19 protein-coding genes are annotated in these 18,291 nt (G+C 67.6%); 6 read left to right on the top strand and 13 right to left on the bottom strand.

Annotation, left to right across the window (positions count from 1 at the left end; genetic code table 11):
* Positions 1 to 139 precede the first annotated feature (139 nt).
* The 3 genes from E4M00_RS11665 to E4M00_RS11655 all read right to left on the bottom strand — a co-directional run bounded on the left by E4M00_RS11665 (position 140) and on the right by E4M00_RS11655 (position 3,535).
* Positions 140 to 1,126 carry a carbohydrate ABC transporter permease gene (locus E4M00_RS11665; RefSeq protein WP_135120698.1) on the bottom strand — a complete coding sequence of 329 codons (987 nt, stop codon included), beginning with the start codon at positions 1,124 to 1,126 and terminating at the stop codon, positions 140 to 142.
* Positions 1,123 to 2,094, bottom strand: coding sequence for a carbohydrate ABC transporter permease (locus E4M00_RS11660; RefSeq protein WP_135120697.1), 972 nt, complete (start codon positions 2,092 to 2,094; stop codon positions 1,123 to 1,125). The genes E4M00_RS11665 and E4M00_RS11660 overlap by 4 nt, the downstream gene beginning before the upstream one ends.
* 94 nt (positions 2,095 to 2,188) lie before the next feature.
* On the bottom strand, positions 2,189 to 3,535 hold the full coding sequence (locus E4M00_RS11655; RefSeq protein ID WP_135120696.1) for an ABC transporter substrate-binding protein: 1,347 nt from the start codon (positions 3,533 to 3,535) through the stop codon (positions 2,189 to 2,191).
* A 268-nt stretch (positions 3,536 to 3,803) separates the two neighbouring features.
* On the opposite strand from E4M00_RS11655, the gene E4M00_RS11650 reads away from it, so the two are divergent.
* Positions 3,804 to 4,847 carry a LacI family DNA-binding transcriptional regulator gene (locus E4M00_RS11650; protein ID WP_135120695.1) on the top strand — a complete coding sequence of 348 codons (1,044 nt, stop codon included), beginning with the start codon at positions 3,804 to 3,806 and terminating at the stop codon, positions 4,845 to 4,847.
* A 10-nt stretch (positions 4,848 to 4,857) separates the two neighbouring features.
* Here E4M00_RS11650 and E4M00_RS11645 read toward each other — a convergent pair whose 3' ends face one another.
* The 4 genes from E4M00_RS11645 to rplJ form a co-directional block, all read right to left on the bottom strand.
* Positions 4,858 to 6,111: an MFS transporter gene (locus E4M00_RS11645; RefSeq protein WP_135120694.1), complete on the bottom strand. Its 1,254-nt coding sequence runs from the start codon at positions 6,109 to 6,111 to the stop codon at positions 4,858 to 4,860.
* Positions 6,108 to 6,626: a MarR family winged helix-turn-helix transcriptional regulator gene (locus E4M00_RS11640; RefSeq protein ID WP_135120693.1), complete on the bottom strand. Its 519-nt coding sequence runs from the start codon at positions 6,624 to 6,626 to the stop codon at positions 6,108 to 6,110. Before E4M00_RS11640 ends, E4M00_RS11645 begins: the two co-directional genes overlap by 4 nt.
* Positions 6,627 to 6,817: 191 nt before the next feature.
* On the bottom strand, positions 6,818 to 7,201 hold the full coding sequence (rplL, locus tag E4M00_RS11635) for a 50S ribosomal protein L7/L12 (RefSeq protein WP_056168915.1): 384 nt from the start codon (positions 7,199 to 7,201) through the stop codon (positions 6,818 to 6,820).
* Positions 7,202 to 7,248: 47 nt separating this feature from the next.
* A complete protein-coding gene (gene rplJ / locus E4M00_RS11630) occupies positions 7,249 to 7,764 on the bottom strand; it encodes a 50S ribosomal protein L10 (RefSeq protein ID WP_055824710.1) in 516 nt (171 codons plus the stop codon).
* A 401-nt stretch (positions 7,765 to 8,165) separates the two neighbouring features.
* On the opposite strand from rplJ, the gene E4M00_RS11625 reads away from it, so the two are divergent.
* From E4M00_RS11625 to E4M00_RS11615, 3 genes are all read left to right on the top strand, one after another.
* Positions 8,166 to 9,977, top strand: coding sequence for an MDR family MFS transporter (locus tag E4M00_RS11625; protein WP_167756880.1), 1,812 nt, complete (start codon positions 8,166 to 8,168; stop codon positions 9,975 to 9,977).
* A 33-nt stretch (positions 9,978 to 10,010) separates the two neighbouring features.
* Complete coding sequence (locus E4M00_RS11620) at positions 10,011 to 10,454, top strand: MarR family winged helix-turn-helix transcriptional regulator (protein ID WP_135120692.1); 444 nt, start codon at positions 10,011 to 10,013, stop codon at positions 10,452 to 10,454.
* Between the two features lie 74 nt (positions 10,455 to 10,528).
* Positions 10,529 to 11,011, top strand: a complete 483-nt coding sequence (locus E4M00_RS11615; protein WP_135120691.1) for a MarR family winged helix-turn-helix transcriptional regulator — start codon at positions 10,529 to 10,531, stop codon at positions 11,009 to 11,011.
* On the opposite strand, the gene E4M00_RS11610 is transcribed toward E4M00_RS11615, so the two are convergent.
* From E4M00_RS11610 to E4M00_RS11585, 6 genes are all read right to left on the bottom strand, one after another.
* Positions 11,012 to 11,464, bottom strand: a complete 453-nt coding sequence (locus E4M00_RS11610; RefSeq protein WP_135120690.1) for a hypothetical protein — start codon at positions 11,462 to 11,464, stop codon at positions 11,012 to 11,014.
* Entirely contained in the window at positions 11,461 to 12,156 is a 696-nt protein-coding gene (locus E4M00_RS11605; RefSeq protein ID WP_135120689.1) for a hypothetical protein, read from the bottom strand. Before E4M00_RS11605 ends, E4M00_RS11610 begins: the two co-directional genes overlap by 4 nt.
* The gene (locus E4M00_RS11600; protein ID WP_056168928.1) at positions 12,156 to 12,470 is read right to left on the bottom strand and encodes a hypothetical protein; all 315 of its coding nucleotides are present in this window, start codon (positions 12,468 to 12,470) and stop codon (positions 12,156 to 12,158) included. The genes E4M00_RS11605 and E4M00_RS11600 overlap by 1 nt, the downstream gene beginning before the upstream one ends.
* A 4-nt stretch (positions 12,471 to 12,474) precedes the next feature.
* The gene (locus E4M00_RS11595; protein ID WP_135120688.1) at positions 12,475 to 13,203 is read right to left on the bottom strand and encodes a YbaB/EbfC family nucleoid-associated protein; all 729 of its coding nucleotides are present in this window, start codon (positions 13,201 to 13,203) and stop codon (positions 12,475 to 12,477) included.
* Positions 13,204 to 13,395: 192 nt separating this feature from the next.
* On the bottom strand, positions 13,396 to 14,958 hold the full coding sequence (locus E4M00_RS11590; protein ID WP_135120687.1) for a sensor histidine kinase: 1,563 nt from the start codon (positions 14,956 to 14,958) through the stop codon (positions 13,396 to 13,398).
* Positions 14,955 to 15,713, bottom strand: coding sequence for a response regulator transcription factor (locus E4M00_RS11585; protein ID WP_135120686.1), 759 nt, complete (start codon positions 15,711 to 15,713; stop codon positions 14,955 to 14,957). The genes E4M00_RS11590 and E4M00_RS11585 overlap by 4 nt, the downstream gene beginning before the upstream one ends.
* A gap of 245 nt (positions 15,714 to 15,958) precedes the next feature.
* Between E4M00_RS11585 and E4M00_RS11580 the strand changes: the two genes are divergently transcribed.
* Positions 15,959 to 17,485 (top strand): ABC transporter permease, encoded by a 1,527-nt coding sequence (locus tag E4M00_RS11580; RefSeq protein ID WP_135120685.1) that lies wholly within the window; start codon positions 15,959 to 15,961, stop codon positions 17,483 to 17,485.
* Between the two features lie 45 nt (positions 17,486 to 17,530).
* Positions 17,531 to 18,199, top strand: a complete 669-nt coding sequence (locus E4M00_RS11575) for an ABC transporter ATP-binding protein (protein WP_135120684.1) — start codon at positions 17,531 to 17,533, stop codon at positions 18,197 to 18,199.
* Positions 18,200 to 18,291: the final 92 nt, after the last annotated feature.

Genomic DNA, 18,291 nt, shown 5'->3' with positions numbered 1-18,291 from the left:
CAGCCTAGGCGCGTGAGCAGCGGCATCCGGTGCCCCTGTTCCGCTGGCAGCTGACGCGCAGATGCAGGATGAGAGCCGACTCAGCTCCCGTAGGGGCACGAGTCGGCTCTCATCCTGCATATGGAAGGAGGCGCTGCGGCTACCCCTTCGTCGAGCCCGCCAGCAGGCCGCGCACGAAGTAGCGCTGCAGGCTGAAGAACACGATGAGCGGCACGATCAGCGAGATGAACGCGGCAGCCGTGAGTCGCTGCCACTCCTGACCTCGGTTACCCGTGAGCTCGGCCAATCGTTGTGTCAGTGGAGCGACATCCGGTGTTCCTCCGGAGAACACGAGCGCCACCAGCAGGTCGTTCCAGACCCACAGGAACTGGAAGATGGCGAACGACGCGAGGATCGGCACCGACAGCGGGAGGATGATGCGCAGGAAGATCTGCCCGTGGTTCGCCCCGTCGACGCGGGCAGCCTCGATGAGCTCCCCGGGGATCTCCGAGATGAAGTTGTGCAGCAGGAAGATCGCCAGCGGCAGGCCGAAGATCGTGTGCGCGATCCAGACCTGCACGTACGACTGCTCGGGGATGATGGGGATGATGTCGTGCACGAAGCGCTGGATCGGGAGGATCCACGTCGTGAACATCTGCAGCAACGGGATGAGTGCCATCTGCAGCGGCACGATCTGCAGCGCGAAGATCACGATGAAGATCCAGCCGGCGCCCTTGAACGGGATCCAGGCCAGCGCGTAGGCGGCCATGGCCGCCAGCACCGTCGCGAACACCACGACGGGGATCGTGATCGCGAGCGAGTTCACGAAGTAGGCGCCGAGCTGAGGCGACGAGGACGACGAGGAGAACAGCACCTCCTTGTAGTTGTCGAGCGTGAAGCCCGGGTTCTGGAAGATCGTCCACCAGCCGGTGGTCTTGATCAACTCCTCTGGACGGAAGGAGGAGATGAACAGGCCGAAGGTGGGGATGATCCAGATGACGGCGATGATGAGCGAGACGATCGTCGCCGTCCGCGACGTGAGCCGCTTCTTGACGCGCGCCGCCTTGGTGCCGTCGGCATTGAAGCCGCGCTGGAATTCCTTCTTGGTCTCGTCGTCGAGGGGAATCTCGACCGGTGTGTAGGTCATCGGATCTCCTTCTGCTTGCGGAGGACGCGAACGTTGTAGACCACGATGGGCAGCACGAGCACGAACAGGATGAGGGCGAGTGCCGAGCCACGACCGGGTTCGAGGGCGCGGAACGCCTGCGTGTACATCTCGTTGGCGACGACGCTGGTCTCGAAGTTTCCGCCGGTCATGGTGCGCACGATGTCGAACACCTTGAGGGTGGCGATGGAGATCGTGGTCACGACGACCACGAGGGCACCACGGATACCGGGGAGCACGACATTCGTGAACCGTTGCCACCCGTTCGTACCGTCGAGTTCAGCCGCTTCGAGCTGTTCGGCCGGGATGCCCTTGATGGATGCCGAGAGCACCACGACAGCGAATCCGGTCTGCACCCAGATCATCACGATGATCAGCAGGATCGTGTTCATCGGAGCCGTCTGCAGCCAGAGCACCGGCTCCTGACCGAGCCAGACCATGATCTGGTTGAGGAGTCCGATCTGGTCCCGTCCCTCCGGACGGTACTCGTAGACGAACTTCCAGATGATGCCGGCGCCGACGAAGGAGATGGCGAACGGCATGAAGATCAGTGACTTGTAGATCTTCTCGCCGCGGGAACGGTCGATGAAGTTGGCGTAGGCCAGACCGATCACCGTCGAGATCGTCGGCACGAGGATCACCCAGATGATGGTGTTGCGCAGAGTGATGAGCGCTTCAGGCTGGGTGAACATCCAGACGAAATTGTCGAGCCCGATGAACTCGCCCGACTTGTTCGCGAAGGCGGCGATGCCCGTGCGGATGGCCGGGTAGACGAGGCCGATGCCCAGAAGGATCACGGCCGGCGCCAGGAAGGCGATGAGTTGCAGCACGTCGCGACCGCGCTTGGGTGCTTTGTCGATGAAGAACAGGATCAGCCCGACGACGGCCGCGAAGATCGCAACGCCACCGACCAGCTGAAGTATCTTTCCGATGAGATCGGCAGTCGTCATTCGGGTCTCCTCCACGTTGAGGTTGCAGTGGGGCCGCGCGGCTGCCCGCGCGGCCCCACTGGATCAGATGTTATTGCAGCAGGAGTCCGGAGGACTACTGCGGCCAGCTGTCCTGGATGAACGTGGTCGTGTCAGCGGTGGACTTGCCACCGATCCAGTCGACCATGCCCTTCCAGAACGACCCGGCTCCCACGGCACCCGGCATGAGGTCGGATGCGTCGAAGCGGAACGTGGTGTTCGGGTCCTGCAGCGTGGCGACGGCCGTCTTGAGCAGTTCACTCGAGGCGTTCTCGGGGTCGAGGCCGTTGTTGGCGCTGATGACGCCGCCGAGCTTCACGCGGTTGTTGGCCCACGTGTCGGTCGAGAGGTACGTCTGCAGAGCGTCGACCTCGTCGGCGTCGCGGTACTTGCCCACGATCTCGCCACCACCGGTGACGGCGCTGGCGCCGGCCTCGGTGCCCGGGAGCAGGAAGGCCCAGACGTCGCCGTCTTCAGCGACAGTCGTGCCCTCGGGCCAGAAGCCCTCGTAGAACGTCGCCTGGTGGTGCAGCGCGCAGGTGCCGTCGAGGATGGGGAGGCCCGCGTCGCCGAACTCCGTCGTCGCGATGGAGTCGACTCCACCGAGACCGCCGTTCACGTAGTCGGGGTTGCGGATGTAGTCACCCACGGAGTCGAATGCGCCCTGGATCTTCGGGTCGGTGAACTTCACTTCGTTCGTGACCCACTGGTCGTAGACGTCGGGACCCTGCTCGCGGAGCACGAAGTCCTCCACCCAGTCGGTGCCCGGCCATCCGGTCGCGTCGCCCGATGCGAAGCCGACGCACCAGGGCTTGTCGACGGCGCCCGACTTCTGGATGTCGGCGGTCAGCGTCGCCAGCTCGTCGAGCGTGGTCGGCACCTCCCAGCCGTTCTCCTCGAAGGTCGCCGGCGAGTACCAGACGTAGCCCTTGACGCTCGCCATGAGCGGAGCACCCCAGATCTCGTCGTTGACGGTGCCGTACTTCTGCCAGTCCTCGGACCAGAACTTCGTCGCGTTGTCCACGACGGCCTGAGAGGGCTTCTTGATGTACCCGCCATCGACCTGGGCCGCGAACAGGCCGGGCTGGGGGAAGATCGCGATGTCGGGCGGGTTTCCACCCTGGGCGCGAACGTTGATCTGCGTCTCGAATTCCTTGCTCGGCTCGTACTTCACATCGATGCCGGTGCAGGTCTCGAAGTCCTTCCACGACTCGTTCAACAGATCTGCTTCGGTGTCGCTGATCGTGCCGTAGACGCTGACCTCGGTGCCGGAATCGAAACTTCCGTAGCTCTCGTAGGGGGCGCAATCGGTGTCGGCCTTGTTGCCGGCGGCTTCGTCACCGGTACATCCGGTGAGAGCCAGTCCGACGACGGCTGCTGCGGCCATGGGAATCAACAGACGGCGTTGCCGCGTGAGTCTCATTTCTCATCTCCTCATTGAGTATGTGTGCAGGGAGAACTGGGGAACCGGTTCCAGACGCCACGGTAGTGCCTCGCCCGCCCGGGACACAAGGTGGTGGCATCACGAATCGGTCACCTTCGCCCGATGCGCGCGAAATGGGCGAGAGAGCGTTTGCACGCGCTGTTCCTTTGCATCGAACTGCGCGGGAAAAGCACGTGAGATCGGTTCCACAAAAGAGCCCTCGGCGCTATGATCGGCTCCAGTCATGCCGACCGAGGAAGTGAGGCATATGAGCGCCATCGCCGATGTGGCACGCCTGGCCGGGGTCTCGAAGGCCACGGCGTCGCGCGCCCTCAGCGGCCGGGGGTACGTCGCCGACGACACCCGCCTGCGCGTGCAGGGGGCTGCATCCGAGCTCGGCTACATCGCCTCCCCCAACGCCGCGAGCCTCGTGACGGGGCGCACGAAGAACATCGGCGTGATCATCCCCTTCGTCAACCGCTGGTTCTTCGGCGAGGTGCTGGAGGGCATCGAGCGCGAGCTGCTCGCCGCCGGGTACGACCTCACGCTCTACAACGTGACCAGCGAGGTCGCCCAACGCAGCCAGATCTTCGAGTTCTTCCTCGCCAGGAAGCGGGTCGACGCCGTCATCGCCGTCGGCGTCGAGCTGTCGGTCGACGAGGTCGAGCGTCTGCAGCGCACGGGCAAGCCGGTGGTCGGCATCGGCGGGCCGATCCCCCACGCCAACACCATCGCCATCGACGACGTGGCGGCGTCGAGGCTGGCGACCGAGCACCTGCTCAGCCTCGGGCACACCCGCATCGCGCACATCGGTGGAAACCAGGCCCAGCAGATGGACTTCTCGGTGCACGGCAAGCGGCTGCGCGGCTTCGAGCTCGCCATGGAGGCGGCCGGGCTGCCGACCACGGACTCGTTCTGGCCGACCGAGCTCAGCATGCCCGGCGGCTACGCCGTGGCGCTGCAGGTGCTGGGAGATCCCCGCCACCGCCCGACGGCCATCTTCGCCGCCTGCGACGAGGTGGCGTTCGGTACAATCCTGGCCGCGCAGCGCCTCGGGGTCGAGGTGCCGCGCGACCTCTCGATCACGGGCATCGACGACCACGAGTACGCCGCGATGTTCGGCCTGACCACCGTGGTGCAGGCCCCGCGGGAACAGGGACGCCTGGCCGTGGCATCCGTTCTCAGACTGCTCGAGACGGATGCCGCGGAGCAGGGCGGCGGCGAGACCATCCTGCCGTCACGGCTCGTCGTGCGCTCCTCGACGACGGCCGCGGCGCCCGTGCCCGTGCCCGTGCCCGTCGGGGGCCGCTGAGAGCGCGCGTCTACGCCGCGTCGCCCACGAGCACGGCCTCGGCCTGCTCGGCCTCGTCGAGCTCGGCCATGCCGTCCGAGGTCGCGAGGGCCTTGCGTCCGGCGATCACGATGAGCGTCGCCACGACGAAGGCGATGGCACCGGCGATGAAGGGAGCCGGCTCGGAGATGTTCGCGGCCAGCAGCGAAGCGACGGGAGGTGCGACGGCACCGCCGAGGAAGCGCACGCCCGAGTAGGCGCTCGATGCCACCGAGCGGGGCAGGTCGGTGGCCTCCATCACGCTCTCGGTGAGCACCGTGTTCATGATGCCGAGCAGCAGGCCGCCGACGACGACGAACACGACGATGCCGACGACGGAGTGGATGAGCAGGGCGATCGCGACCAGGTCGAGAGCGAGCAGGGGCAGGATCGTCCAGATCACGCGGGTGCGCCGCATCCGTGCCGTCAGCATCGGAGCGAGCCAGACCGAGGACACGGCCACCGCCACTCCCCAGCCGAAGAACACGAAGCCGAGCGAGATGGCGCTCGAGACGCCGAGCGGCACGAGGGCGAACGGGGTGTAGGCCAGCAGCACGAAGAAGCCGAAGTTGTAGAACACGGCCGTGGCGGCGAGGATCGCGAGCGCCGGCCTGCCGAGGGCGCGGAACGGCGCGGACAACGCCGTGGGCACGGGCTTCTCGTCGCCCGCAGACGAGCGCAGCAGAGTCGAGATGGCGATGAACCCGACGGCCATGAGCACGGCGGTGCCGAAGAACGGGCCGCGCCAACTCCAGCTGCCGAGGACTCCACCGACGAGGGGTCCGATGGCCAGGCCGAGTCCGAGGGCTGCCTCGTACAGGATGATGGCCGACGACGTGCCACCGGATGCCGCTCCGACGATGGTCGCGAGGGCGGTGGAGATGAACAGTGCGTTGCCGAGTCCCCAGCCGGCGCGGAAGCCGATGATCGACTCGACGTCGCCCGAGAGGCCGGCGGCGGCGGCGAAGACCACGATCACGGCGAGGCCGATGAGCAGGGTCTTCTTGGCGCCGATGCGGCTCGAGACCCAGCTGGTGAAGAACATCGCGATTCCGGTGATCACCAGGTAGCTGGTGAACAGGAACTCGGTCTCGGTGGGGGTGGCCTGCAGGTCGGCCGCGATGGCCGGCAGGATGGGGTCGACCAGGCCGATGCCCATGAAGGCGACGACGCAGGCGAAGGCGACGGCCCACACGGCCTTCGGCTGCTTGAGGATGGAACTGCCGCTCGTGCTTCCGTGGCTCATCGTGCGGCGCCCTCCTCGACGACGCTGGACGCCGGGCCGGTGACGGATGCCGCAGAGCCGATCTCGCCGGCGATGCGGGCGTGCAGGATGGCGGCGGCGCGGGCGAGCACGTCGGCCTCCTCGTCGCTCAGGTCGGCGAAGACGGGGAGCAGTGCCGCCCCCATGCTCTCGCGCCACTCCTCGAGGGCGCGTTCGCCCTTCTTCGTGACCGCGATCTGCCAGGCGCGGGCGTCGGCGGTGTCGGCGATGCGGCGCACCCACTCGCGCTCACCGAGGGTGCGCACGAGCTTGGTCATGGTGGGCTGGGCGACCCGGCTCTCGACGGCGAGCTCGCCGATGCGCATCGGACCCGATGCGATGAGGGTGCTGAGGGTGCGGAGCAGGGCGGGTGACTCGGTGTTGCCCGTTCGGCGGGCGGCGACGCGGGTGAGGCGGTTCGAGGCGCTGACGACCTCGACGAGGATCTGGCTGATGGTGGTGGCGCGCGTGGCGTCGAGAACGACGGTTTCTGGCATGGAGTCAATTATATAGCACAGCTATGCATATTCATAGCCGGGCTATCTTTTGCGATCGTCCGAGCGGATCCGTTAACGACGAATGCCCCTCCACCGCCTCCGGAGAGGTGGTGAAGGGGCATCCGGTGATTCGAGTCCGTCAGGGACGAACGACCGAAGTCACAGCAATGCGAAGCCCCGAGGGGCCCGGATTACTTGAGGGTGACGGTGGCGCCGGCCTCTTCGAGAGCAGCCTTGGCCTTCTCGGCGGTCTCCTTGTTCGCGCCCTCGATGACAGCCTTGGGGGCGCCATCGACGACAGCCTTGGCCTCGCCGAGGCCGAGCGAGGTGAGCTCGCGGACGACCTTGATGACCTGGATCTTCTTCTCACCAGCAGCCTCGAGGACGACGTCGAAGGAGTCCTTCTCCTCGACCTCTTCAGCAGCGGCGGCGGGGCCGGCAGCGGCAGCGGCAGCGACCGGAGCAGCGGCGGTGACCTCGAAGGTCTCCTCGAATGCCTTGACGAACTCGGAGAGCTCGATGAGGGTGAGGCCCTTGAACTGCTCGAGCAGCTCTTCAGTTGACAGCTTTGCCATGATATTTCTCCTTGGTTTCTTAGTAACTCACCGCGTCGTAGGAAGACCTACGCAGCGGACTCCTGCTTCTCACGCAGCGCGTCGACCGTGCGAACGGCCTTCGACAGCGGGGCGTTGAACAGATATGCGGCACCGAACAGCGAGGCCTTGAAGGCGCCTGCGAGCTTCGCAAGCAGCACCTCACGGGACTCGAGGTCGGCGAGCTTGCCCACCTCTTCAGCGGTCAGCGGCTTGCCATCGAAATAGCCGCCCTTGACCACGAGGAGAGGGTTTGCCTTGGTGAAGGCACGCAGCGCCTTCGCGACAGCGACGGGGTCGCCGTGCACGAATGCGATAGCGGACGGACCGGCGAGCTCGTCGTCGAACGACGTGATGCCGGCGTTGTTCGCCGCGATCTTGGTGAGCGTGTTCTTCACCACGGCGTACGTGGCGTCCTCACGGATGTTGGTGCGCAGCTCCTTGAGCTTCGCAACAGTGAGGCCGCGGTACTCGGTCAGCAGAACGGCGGTCGAGCTCTGGAATGCTTCCGTGAGCTCGGCGACCGTGGCTTCCTTGTTCGCCATGGCGTACTCCTCTGATGTCTTTCGTCGCACACCACGGGAGCGGTGTGCGCCTCGACCTGCCACCTGGCTAGAAATAAGAAAAGCTCCGGCGCTTGGCGCACGGAGCTTTGAGAACGGGAAACCCGAAAAAGTTCGATACACCTGCGCAGGCTCTTGCTTTCGCAAGCCTTCGATCAGCATCCGTATCTCTACGCACACCGATAACCGGCGGTCTTTGGCTTCGTACACAGTAACTGATGCCGTGGGCAAAGTGAAATCGAGGTCCGCCCGCTCGCTGAAGGCCGAGCGAAGCGACCGCCTGAAGCGCACCGAGCGGCGCTTCGGCCGCGGACTTCGTCCGGGCCTCAGCGAGCGGGCGGGGAATAGTTGACCGAGAGCAATAGTTGACCAAAGTCATCTAGATGGTTATAGTTGACCGCAGTCAATCAAATTCAGGAGTCCTCGTGTCACGCTCATCGCGCACCCGCGCAGCGGAATCCGCCGTCGAACCGGCATCATCCGCGCAGTCCCCCACCGCCGAGAACGGCATGTCGCACCGCCAGGTGCTCGAGGCCCTCTCCGGCCTCATCCTCGGCATGTTCGTGTCGATCCTCGCGTCGACCGTCGTCAGCTCGTCGCTGCCGCTCATCATCTCCGACCTCAAGGGCGACCAGTCGTCGTTCACCTGGGTCGTCACCGCCACCCTGCTCGCGACCACGGTCTCGACGCCCATCTGGGGCAAGCTGGCCGACCTGTTCAGTCGCAAGCTGCTCATCCAGATCGCTCTGATCATCTTCGTGCTCGGCTCGGCCTTCGCCGGCTTCTCGCAGGACACCTCGACGCTCATCGTCTTCCGTGTCATGCAGGGCCTCGGCGCCGGTGGCCTCGGAGCGCTCAGCCAGATCATCATGGCCGACATCATCAGCCCGCGTGAGCGCGGCAAGTACGCCGGTCTCTTCGGCGGCGTCATGGCCGTCGGCATGGTCGGTGGCCCGCTGCTCGGCGGTGTCGTGACGGACGCATTCGGATGGCGCTGGAACTTCTTCCTCGCGCTGCCCATCGCCATCGTCGCGATCATCCTGCTGCAGATGACCCTGCACCTGCCCAAGATCGTCAAGCGTGCCGTCAGGATCGACTACCTCGGTGCCATCTTCATCGCCGGTGGCGTCTCGCTCCTCCTCATCTGGGTCAGCCTGGCCGGCTCGCAGTTCGAGTGGGCATCCGCGACATCCTTCGCCATGGTGGCCGGCGCAGCTGCGCTCCTGATCGCAGCCGTCATCACCGAGTTCAAGGTGAAGGAGCCGATCATCCCGCTCCAGCTGTTCAAGAACCGCACCTTCACGCTCTCCGTCATCGCGAGCATCTCGATCGGTGTGGCCATGTTCGGCACCTCGGTGTTCCTCAGCCAGTACATGCAGCTGGCTCGCGGCGCGACCCCGACCCAGTCGGGCCTGCTCACCATCCCCATGATGGGCGGCCTCCTGCTGGCCTCGGCGTTCTTCGGAAACGTCGTCAGCCGCACCGGCAAGTGGAAGGCCATCATGGTGACGGGCTCGTCCCTCGCCGTCGTCGGCCTCGCGCTTCTCAGCACGATCCACTACGACACGAACTTCTGGTTCGTGGGCGTCTCGATGTTCATCCTGGGCTCGGGCGTCGGCATGGTCATGCAGAACCTCACGCTCGTCGTGCAGAACACCACCGAGGTCAAGAACCTCGGAGTGGCCACCAGCGCCGTGACCTTCTTCCGCAGCCTCGGCGGCACCATGGGCGTCTCGATCCTCGGGTCGATCATGGGCACCCTGGTCGCCGACAGCATCAAGGACGGCATCACGGATCTCTCCCCCGAGAACCAGCTGGAGGCCGCGAAGACCCTCGGCAGCGGTGTCATCCCCCACGTCGACGAGCTGCCCGACGCCATCCGCGTGCTGGTCGAGTCGTCGTACGGTTCCGCCGTCGGATCGATCTTCCTTCTCGCTGTGCCGCTCGCGATCATCACCCTGATCGCCGTCGCGTTCCTGCCGAACAACAAGCTCGGCACCATGAACGCGATCGACCTCGCGAAGAAGGGCGGCTCCGCCGTCGACGCCGAGACCGAGCGCGAGCGCGAGATCGAGAACGCCGAGGACTCGCTCATCGAGGCTGCCGCCGCGACCGCCGGCCTGCCCGCCGTCGGGGAGGCCCACCCCGTCGGAACGCGCACGGGATCGACGGCATCCGTCGACACCCGCCCGTAGCCGGCAGCGCACGAAGGCACTGACGCACGCATCATGACCAGCACGGCCATCGCCCCCATCGACTCCGCCATCGTGGACGTCGAGGATGCGATGGCCGTGCTGTTCACGCGTGCCGGTGCGACCTGGCGTGATTTCGCCGCCTGCGTGCACCCCGAACTGCAGCCGGCCGGCTACAAGATCCTGTCGGCCCTGGTGCACCACGGGCCGACCACCAGTGGCGCACTCGCCGAGCTGCTCTTCACCGACAAGAGCGTGATGAGCCGGCAGGTGCGGTGGCTGCAGGACAACGGACTGGTCGAGTCGCACGCGGACCCCGATGACGGGCGGGTGCGGATCCTGGCTGCGACGACGGATGCCCGCATCCGCGTCGAGCAGGCCCGATCGAGCAACACCGAGGTGTTCCGCGAGCAGCTGCGACGGTGGCCGCGCGAGGATCTCCGCCGCTTCGCCGAGATGATCGGCCGGCTCGGAGCGTGACCGGCCTCGGGATCATCGACTCCCCCACCCCCACCATGACCGGCGATGATGCCGATCTGAATAGGATTGCGCCCATGAGCGACGACCACGAGCCGCCGACCGACGACCCCGATGCCGCTACCGCCGCGGACACCGCGGCCGATGAGGCCATCGCCGACGTCGAGGGACAGCTCAGCGCCCTCTTCAACAGGGTGCGCTCGAACTGGCGCGACTACGCCGCGAGCGTGCATCCGGAGCTGCAGCCCGCCGGCTACAAGATCCTCGGGCACCTCGTGCGGCAGGGGCCGGCGCACGCCGGGGTGCTCGCAGAGCAGCTGCACACCGACAAGAGCGTGATCAGCCGCCAGGTGCGCCTCATGGAGCAGTTGGGCCTCGTCGAGAGCACGGCCGACGCGAGCGACGGGCGCGCTCGGGTGCTGGTGGCCACTCCCCTCGCCGTCGAGAAGGTCACGGCGATCCGCCGAACGAACCAGGCCAAGTTCTACGAGCTGCTGCGCACCTGGCCGGAGGACGACATCCGCAAGTTCGCGGAGCTGCTGGGGCGACTGAGCATCTGACTACGCGCGCGGTCCCGTCGCCGCCTCACTGCGGATGGCCGTGCGATTCGCCGAGCTCAACACGAGCACGGCTCCCGTCATGATGGCCAGGACCACCACGAGCATCGCCGCGCCCAGGAGCGCTGTGCCGGCCTGGCCGAGGGAGAACACCATCACGAGCACGCCGGCGAGAACTCCGACGACGATCGCGAGGACCGTGGCGAGGTCGTTCGGTCCGCCGAGGTGCCTCACGGCCGGGTAGCGACGCCCGATGCTGAGCGCGATCCCGCTCACGACGAAGACGAGGACCGCGAGCACCAGCACGGCGATCGCGTAGGCGGTGATGGTCGGCGACAGCCCGCCGCCGAGCGGAACCAGCGAGGCGAGCAGCAGCACGGCACCGACGATCATCCCGAGAACACCCCGGCGTCTGGCGAGGGTCGCCGGATCGCCACTCCAGTCGCGCGCACTCATCCGGTGACGAACTGCGGCCAGGTCTGCACGCCGGCCGCCGTTGACGACATCGTGCCGCGGGCGGATGCTGCAGAGGCGTACAACGTCGCCGTGCCGGCCGCGAGCGCGCCGACGCCGATTGCGAGGCCGCCCAGGGCCGCCGGCGGCGCGAGCGGCAGGCCGAACACCGTCACCGCGGCTCCGGTCGCCGTGGCGAACCCGACGATCACGGAGATGATCGCGGCGACGACCGATGCCCAGAACGCCACGATGGCGAGCATGAGCGTCGAGAGCGCCGAGGAGATGTTGCTCGCGAAGTCGCTGTTGATCGAGCTGAGCGCCTCCCGCTGCGGATCGAGGGACTGCCGGTACTGGTCGGCGCCGTCGCCCTTCCACTTGTCGTCCACGAGCAGGTCGCTGTCGTCGATGTCGCGCACGAGGTTGGCGACCTTGCCGCCGATGTCCTCGGTCCACGAGACGGATGCAGCGTGCAGGCCGAACGGGTTGCCGACGTAGCTCAGCTTGTCGGTGAACCAGTCCCAGAACTCGCCGAGCTTCTCCATCAGGGCGTTCCACCCGTCGATCAGCTTGTCGACGATCCAGTCGAGGAAGCCGGGGACCTTGGAGAGCGTGGAGTTCACGATGCGGGTGAGCTCCTCGACCTTGTCCTGAAGCTTGCCGATCATCTCGCGCACTTCCTGGGCCGGATCCATCAGTTGACCTCCCACATCTCGGCGAGCGAGGCCTGGATGGCCGCCTCGGTACTCTCGAAGTCCTCGCGGATGTCGCGCAATGCCGTCGCCGCTCCGCGAGTCTGGGTCGCCCCGGTGTCGAGAAGCTGGATCACGAGGGTGCGGATGCGCGCGTACTCGTCTGCGACATCCGTCGCCGCGAAGGAGAACTCGCCCCGCCCCAGGTCGAGCCCCTCCGCACTGGCCTTCGCCTCGTCGAGGCCGGCGGCGATGTCGTCCCACCTCGCCGCGTCACTCGTGAGGGCGTCGTAGGCGACGGTGATGTGGTCTGCCACGATGTCAGTCCTTTCCCATGAGGATCCTGGCGAGTGCCGACGGGTCGTCGATCACTCCCGTGTACCGTTCGAGCGGTGTTCCGGCCAGCGGATCAACCGGTGCCGTCGCGGATGCTGCGGCGGCGGCGATGGCCTGGTTGATCGCGCGGGTGATGTCGGCCGCCGCTTCGGTGCCGAGCCATTCCTCGTCGAGAACGAGGGCCGTGACGGCACCCGATCCGTCCACCGTCGCGCGCACACGGCCTTGGGCACTGGCTGCGGAGTGGGTGGCGCTCAGGCGTGCCGAGATGATCTGCATCGCGGCGTCCATGCCGGCGTTCACCTCCTCGAGCATCGTCATCATCTGGGCGAGCACGGCGGTCGCGTCGAGGGAGTCGCCGGCGTCGGCGAGGGCGGCCTGCACGTGCTCGGCCGGCGTCTCGCCCCGGGAGGGCAGCGGAGTGGTCGCCTGATCGGCGTCCTCCTCGGCGACGGACTCGCCCCACTGACGTGCACGTTCGGCCGCGAGCTGCGCGACGAGCTCGACGACGACAGCGCCGAGTTCGCCCGGACGGTGGGCGGCCTTCCAGCGATCAGCGACCACCACCGAGAGCACGCGGGTGTCTGAGTCGAACGCGACGCTCACGGTTCCGGAGGCATCGGATGCCTCGGACACGGTCGGAGCCGCAGAGTACGCCCGAGCCTCTCGGTCGAGCTCATCGCGGAAGTCGAGGATGTGGTCGGCGTCGGTCATGATCTCCTCGTCGAGCGGCTACGGACGGCCGGCGGGAGCGTTCACGTGCGAAGCTGACGCCCCCTCAGCCTCCGTCATCCTTTCACAGCGCGGTCCGTTCGGGGAGGGTGCGGCGCGCGGGACGGTGATCTCGATACGCTTGCTCGCTGCGCTCGCGGGCTACTCGATCAGCGGGGAGGGCGCCTCCTGCGATCAGCGGAGTTGTGCGGGGGCCGTGCGCGGGAGGGTCACGGTGAAGGTCGTGTCGCCGGGTTCGCTGGCCACCGACACTGTTCCGCCGTGGGCCGCCACGACGGCCTGCACGATGGCGAGGCCGAGGCCTGTGCTCCCGGTCGCCCGGGTGCGCGAGACGTCCCCGCGGGCGAAGCGCTCGAACAGCGTTCCGCTGATAGCGGGATCGATGCCCGGACCGTCATCGTGCACGGTGATCGACACCGAGTCGCCGTCGGTCGTCAGCCTCGCGATCACCGCAGTGCCCGCGGGCGTGTGCACCCTCGCGTTCGCCAGCAGGTTCACCACGACCTGCTGCAGGCGGGGAGCATCGCCGTCGACCACGACGGGCTCGTCGGGGATATCGACCTCCCAGTCGTGGTCGGGACCCGAGACGTGCGCATCGCCGATGGCGTCGATCATGATGCTGGTGAGATCGACCGGATCGTGCGCGAGCTCCCGGCCCTCGTCGAGCCTGGCGAGCAGCAGGAGGTCCTCGACCAGACCGGTCATCCGCACAGACTCGCTCTCGATGCGGGAGAGCGCGTGCGCGGTGTCCGGCGGCACCTCCTGACCGGAACGGCGGGTGAGCTCCGAGTAGCCACGGATGGAGGCGAGCGGCGTGCGCAGCTCGTGGCTCGCATCCGCGACGAATCGACGCACCTTCTGCTCGGACTCCTGGCGGGCCTCGAGGGCGGAGCCGACGTGATCGAGCATGGTGTTGAGCGCTGCCCCCACCTGCCCGACCTCGGTGCGTTCGTCGGCATCGGCATCCGGAACACGCTCGGCCAGGGCGACCTCGCCGCGATCGAGCGGCAGCTGGGCGACCCGCTGGGCGGTCTGCGTCACGCGGGTGAGCGGACGCAGGGCGATGCGCACGATCCGGGCGCCGAGGAGAGCCACGATGAGGATGCCGAGGAGGGCGACGATCGCGATGGTGATGGAGAGCTGGGTGATCGTCGCGGTCACGCTCGCCAGCGGCAGGCCGATGACGACCTTGCGGCCGTCCTGGTCGGCCACGGCGATGGCCCGGTACTCGTTGAGCGGCTCGGTCAGGCTGACCGTGTGCGGCTCCCCGTCGGCGGGAACCGCGGCGAGCGCCGTGCCCTGCTCGACCGTGATCCGCGTGATGTCTCCGTCGGTGTCCAGGAGACCGGCGGTCTGCACCGCACCGTCCTGGGAGACGACGGCGACGGTGCCCTCGGCCTGGCTGGGCGCACTGAGGATCGTGCCGGCATCCGGAAGCCTGATGAAGTCGGGCAGGCCGTTGCCGTTCTGCCCCTGCGGGATGTCGGCTGCGACGTAGCCGCGCTTCGTGGTGTTCGCCAGTTGGGTGTCGACGCGGCTCATGAGGGAGGCCTGCAGCACGAGCACGCTCACGAGGCCGATGACGGTGCTGACGACGGCGAGCACGGCGACGACGGTGATGAGCAGCCGGCGCACGAGGGTCATCGGCGCACGCGGGCGCTTCACCTCTGCAGCGGCATCCGTCGACGTCTGGTCCTTGGTGAAAGCCGTGACGCCGGCGACCCTCTGCTCGCTCATACGGCTTGCTTGATGAGATAGCCCGCGCCGCGCACGGTGTGGATCATGGGCTCGCGGCCGGCGTCGATCTTCTTGCGCAGGTAGGAGATGTAGATCTCGACGACGCTGGAGCGGCCGCCGAAGTCGTAGCTCCAGACGCGATCGAGGATCTGCGACTTGCTGAGCACGCGACGCGGGTTGCGCATCAGGAAGCGCAGCAGTTCGAACTCCGTCGCCGTGAGCTCGATGGGCTCGCCGGCGCGGGTGACCTCGTGGCTGTCCTCGTTGAGCATGAGGTCGCCGATCTCGATGACGGGGTCGGATGCCGACGCCGACGTGAGCGTCGAGCGGCGCACCAACCCGCGCAGCCTCGCCACGACCTCCTCGAGGCTGAACGGCTTGGTGACGTAGTCGTCGCCGCCGGCGGTGAGGCCCTTGAGGCGGTCGTCGAGGGAGTCCTTCGCCGTGAGGAACAGTACCGGGGCCTCGGGGCGGTCCTCGCGGATGCGGGCGAGCACCTGCAGGCCGTCGATGTCGGGGAGCATGATGTCGAGCACGATGGCGTCGGGGCGGAACTCGCGGGCGGCTGCGACGGCGCTGCGGCCGTCGGCGGCGGTCCGCACGTCCCAGCCCTCGTAGCGCAGGGCCATCTGGAGCAGGTCGGTGAGGGTGGACTCGTCATCGACGACGAGCACGCGCACGGGGGTGCCGTCGGCGCGGCGGATGCCGCCGGCGAGCTGGCGGACGGGGGCCTGGTCGGTCGATTCAGTCGTCATGGTTCTTCCCAGTATCCGGGTCAGTCTATGAGTCGTCTATGAGGTGTCGGTGTCGCGGCTGTGAGTCTGCCGGTCGTCGGAGGCCGGGCACGGCCCGCAACCGAAAAACGTCCTCCGACGGCGCTTCGGCCGCGGACTCCGTCCGGGCCTCTGCGGGCGGAACGTCCATAGCGTCTCCACAGTTCCGCCATAGAACGGCGAAAGCGGCGGCTCCTACCGTCGGGTCATCCACATGAAGGAGCAGCATGTTTTTCACCTACCTCCGGCGTGAGCTCGCCGGGCGGCGCCGCCAGACGGCCATCATCGCCATCGGCATGGCCCTCGCGATCGCACTCGTCATCATCGTCAACTCCGTCGCGGCGGGCGTGAAGACGGCCCAGGCCTCGGTGCTCGAGTCCGTCTACGGCGTCGGAACCGACATCACCGTGAGCCAGACCCCCACCCCACCCGAGGAGGGCGAGGAGGGCGATCGTGGCCGATTCCAGTTCGGGGCGGACGACGGCACGACCAGCGACGACGGCACCACGGCCGTGAGCCAGTCGCGGCTGTCCGCCGGGTTCGGCTCGAGCACGTTCGCGGCGAGCGCCCTCGACACCGTGACCGGCATCGACAACGTGTCGGCGGCATCCGGAACCCTCTCGCTCACCAACACGACCTTCACCGGCGAGATGCCGCAGTTCACCCGAGACGGTGGAACGACGGATGGCGCCCCCGCCGATCAGGGTGCAGCCGCTCCCCCGCAGGGTGGAGCCGACGGCGCCGGCGGCAGCGCCTTCGACGTCGACAGCTTCACCGTGCTCGGCCTCGACCCGTCCGCTGACGCGATCGGTCCGCTCTCGGCCGTCACTCTCGCCGACGGCCGCACCCTCGACACCGACGACACGGGCGCAGACGTGGCGGTGCTCGACGCCGACTACGCCACCAGTGCCGAACTCGCCGTCGGCGACACGATCGACATCGGCGGCACCGACTTCGAGATCGTCGGAACAGTGACCTCCAACTCGGCCGATGCCGCCAGCGCCTCGAACGTCTACATCCCGCTCGACGTCGCCCAGACCCTGTCGGGCGAGGACGGCAACATCTCGACCATCTACGTGCAGGCCGCGTCGTCGACCGACATCGCGCAGGTGCAGGCCGACATCGAGACCGCGCTTCCGGATGCGACGGTCTCGACCCAGGAGGACCTCGCGTCGAGCGTCTCGGGCTCGCTGGGCACGGCATCCGACCTTGTGGCCAACCTCGGCCTCTGGCTCTCGATCGCCGTGCTGATCGCGGCGTTCCTGATCGCGATCCTGTTCACCATCTCGGGGGTGACGCGTCGCACGCGAGAGTTCGGAACGCTCAAGGCCATCGGCTGGTCGAACCGACGCATCGTCGGCCAGGTCACCGGCGAGTCACTCGTGCAGGGCCTCATCGGGGGCGCCCTCGGCGTCGTGATCGGCGTGATCGGCGTGACGGTGATCAACATCATCGCCCCGACGCTCTCGGGCAGCGCCTCGACGGGTGGCCTCGACGCGGCGGCCGGCGGCGGCGCCGGTGGGCCGGGCGGGGCTGGCGGCGCCGGCGCCACTGGCGGCGGGCGCGGCTTCGGGGGCCCGATGGCCACCGCGGCCCAGGCGACCACGGACGTCGCGCTCAATGCTCCGCTCACCCTCTCGGTGATCGCCATCGCCGTGGGGCTCGCCGTGCTCGGCGGCCTCCTCGCCGGAGCGTTCGGCGGCTGGCGCGCGGCCCGCCTGCGCCCGGCCGAGGCGCTGCGCAGCGTCGGCTGATCCGCATCCGTCTCGCACCGACTCGACCAGCAAAGACAGGGAACCATGTACACCCTCACAAATGTCAGCAAGACCTACACGCAGGGCAAGCGCACCGTGCACGCCCTGAAGGGCGTGGACCTCAGCATCGGCTCCGGCCAGATGGTGGCCATCCAGGGACCGACGGGCGGCGGCAAGTCGACGCTGCTGCAGATGCTCGGCGGCCTCGACCGACCGTCCGGCGGCACCATCACCCTGAGCGACCACGACATCTCGACGATGTCGGACGGGAGGCTCGCGGACGTGCGGGCGAAGGAGATCGGGTTCGTCTTCCAGGGCTTCAACCTGATCCCGACGCTCACGGCGCAGCAGAACGTCGAGACCGCGCTCGAGCCCCTCGGCGTCTCAGGAGCCGAGCGATCTCGGCGCGCGACGGAGGCTCTCGCGTCCGTCGGGCTCGCCGACCGGGGCACCCACCTGCCGAATGAACTGTCCGGCGGCCAACAACAGCGCGTGGCCATCGCGCGGGCGCTCGTGAAGGAGCCGGAGGTGCTCCTCGCCGATGAACCGACGGGCAACCTCGACGAGGAGACCCGCGACGAGATCATGGACCTGCTCGAGGGTCTGTGGCGCGATCGTGGGCTCACGCTCATCGTGGTGACTCACGACTCGGCCGTGGCGCGCAGGGCCGAGCGCCGGCTGCACATCAAGCAGGGGACGGTGCGCGAGGTCTGACTCCCCGCCGACTCCCGCGCCCCCAGGCGTCGAAGTGACGCAGATAGACCTTGCCTGCCGCGGGAAGGTCGATTCGCGTCACTTCGACGGTG

Source organism: Orlajensenia leifsoniae, assembly GCF_004570845.1.
GTDB classification, from domain to species: domain Bacteria; phylum Actinomycetota; class Actinomycetes; order Actinomycetales; family Microbacteriaceae; genus Orlajensenia; species Orlajensenia leifsoniae.
The sequence above is the reverse complement of the archived record's forward strand: the minus strand, read 5'-3'. Positions and strand labels throughout refer to the sequence as shown.

What these genes read in the sequence shown, in the direction of transcription:
- E4M00_RS11665 (WP_135120698.1), bottom strand. Translation starts at nt 1,126, where the DNA reads ATGACCTACACACCGGTCGAGATTCCCCTCGACGACGAGACCAAGAAG.
- E4M00_RS11660 (WP_135120697.1), bottom strand. Translation starts at nt 2,094, where the DNA reads ATGACGACTGCCGATCTCATCGGAAAGATACTTCAGCTGGTCGGTGGC.
- E4M00_RS11655 (WP_135120696.1), bottom strand. Translation starts at nt 3,535, where the DNA reads ATGAGACTCACGCGGCAACGCCGTCTGTTGATTCCCATGGCCGCAGCA.
- E4M00_RS11650 (WP_135120695.1), top strand. Translation starts at nt 3,804, where the DNA reads ATGAGCGCCATCGCCGATGTGGCACGCCTGGCCGGGGTCTCGAAGGCC.
- E4M00_RS11645 (WP_135120694.1), bottom strand. Translation starts at nt 6,111, where the DNA reads ATGAGCCACGGAAGCACGAGCGGCAGTTCCATCCTCAAGCAGCCGAAG.
- E4M00_RS11640 (WP_135120693.1), bottom strand. Translation starts at nt 6,626, where the DNA reads ATGCCAGAAACCGTCGTTCTCGACGCCACGCGCGCCACCACCATCAGC.
- rplL (WP_056168915.1), bottom strand. Translation starts at nt 7,201, where the DNA reads ATGGCAAAGCTGTCAACTGAAGAGCTGCTCGAGCAGTTCAAGGGCCTC.
- rplJ (WP_055824710.1), bottom strand. Translation starts at nt 7,764, where the DNA reads ATGGCGAACAAGGAAGCCACGGTCGCCGAGCTCACGGAAGCATTCCAG.
- E4M00_RS11625 (WP_167756880.1), top strand. Translation starts at nt 8,166, where the DNA reads ATGGTTATAGTTGACCGCAGTCAATCAAATTCAGGAGTCCTCGTGTCA.
- E4M00_RS11620 (WP_135120692.1), top strand. Translation starts at nt 10,011, where the DNA reads ATGACCAGCACGGCCATCGCCCCCATCGACTCCGCCATCGTGGACGTC.
- E4M00_RS11615 (WP_135120691.1), top strand. Translation starts at nt 10,529, where the DNA reads ATGAGCGACGACCACGAGCCGCCGACCGACGACCCCGATGCCGCTACC.
- E4M00_RS11610 (WP_135120690.1), bottom strand. Translation starts at nt 11,464, where the DNA reads ATGAGTGCGCGCGACTGGAGTGGCGATCCGGCGACCCTCGCCAGACGC.
- E4M00_RS11605 (WP_135120689.1), bottom strand. Translation starts at nt 12,156, where the DNA reads ATGGATCCGGCCCAGGAAGTGCGCGAGATGATCGGCAAGCTTCAGGAC.
- E4M00_RS11595 (WP_135120688.1), bottom strand. Translation starts at nt 13,203, where the DNA reads ATGACCGACGCCGACCACATCCTCGACTTCCGCGATGAGCTCGACCGA.
- E4M00_RS11590 (WP_135120687.1), bottom strand. Translation starts at nt 14,958, where the DNA reads ATGAGCGAGCAGAGGGTCGCCGGCGTCACGGCTTTCACCAAGGACCAG.
- E4M00_RS11585 (WP_135120686.1), bottom strand. Translation starts at nt 15,713, where the DNA reads ATGACGACTGAATCGACCGACCAGGCCCCCGTCCGCCAGCTCGCCGGC.
- E4M00_RS11580 (WP_135120685.1), top strand. Translation starts at nt 15,959, where the DNA reads ATGTTTTTCACCTACCTCCGGCGTGAGCTCGCCGGGCGGCGCCGCCAG.
- E4M00_RS11575 (WP_135120684.1), top strand. Translation starts at nt 17,531, where the DNA reads ATGTACACCCTCACAAATGTCAGCAAGACCTACACGCAGGGCAAGCGC.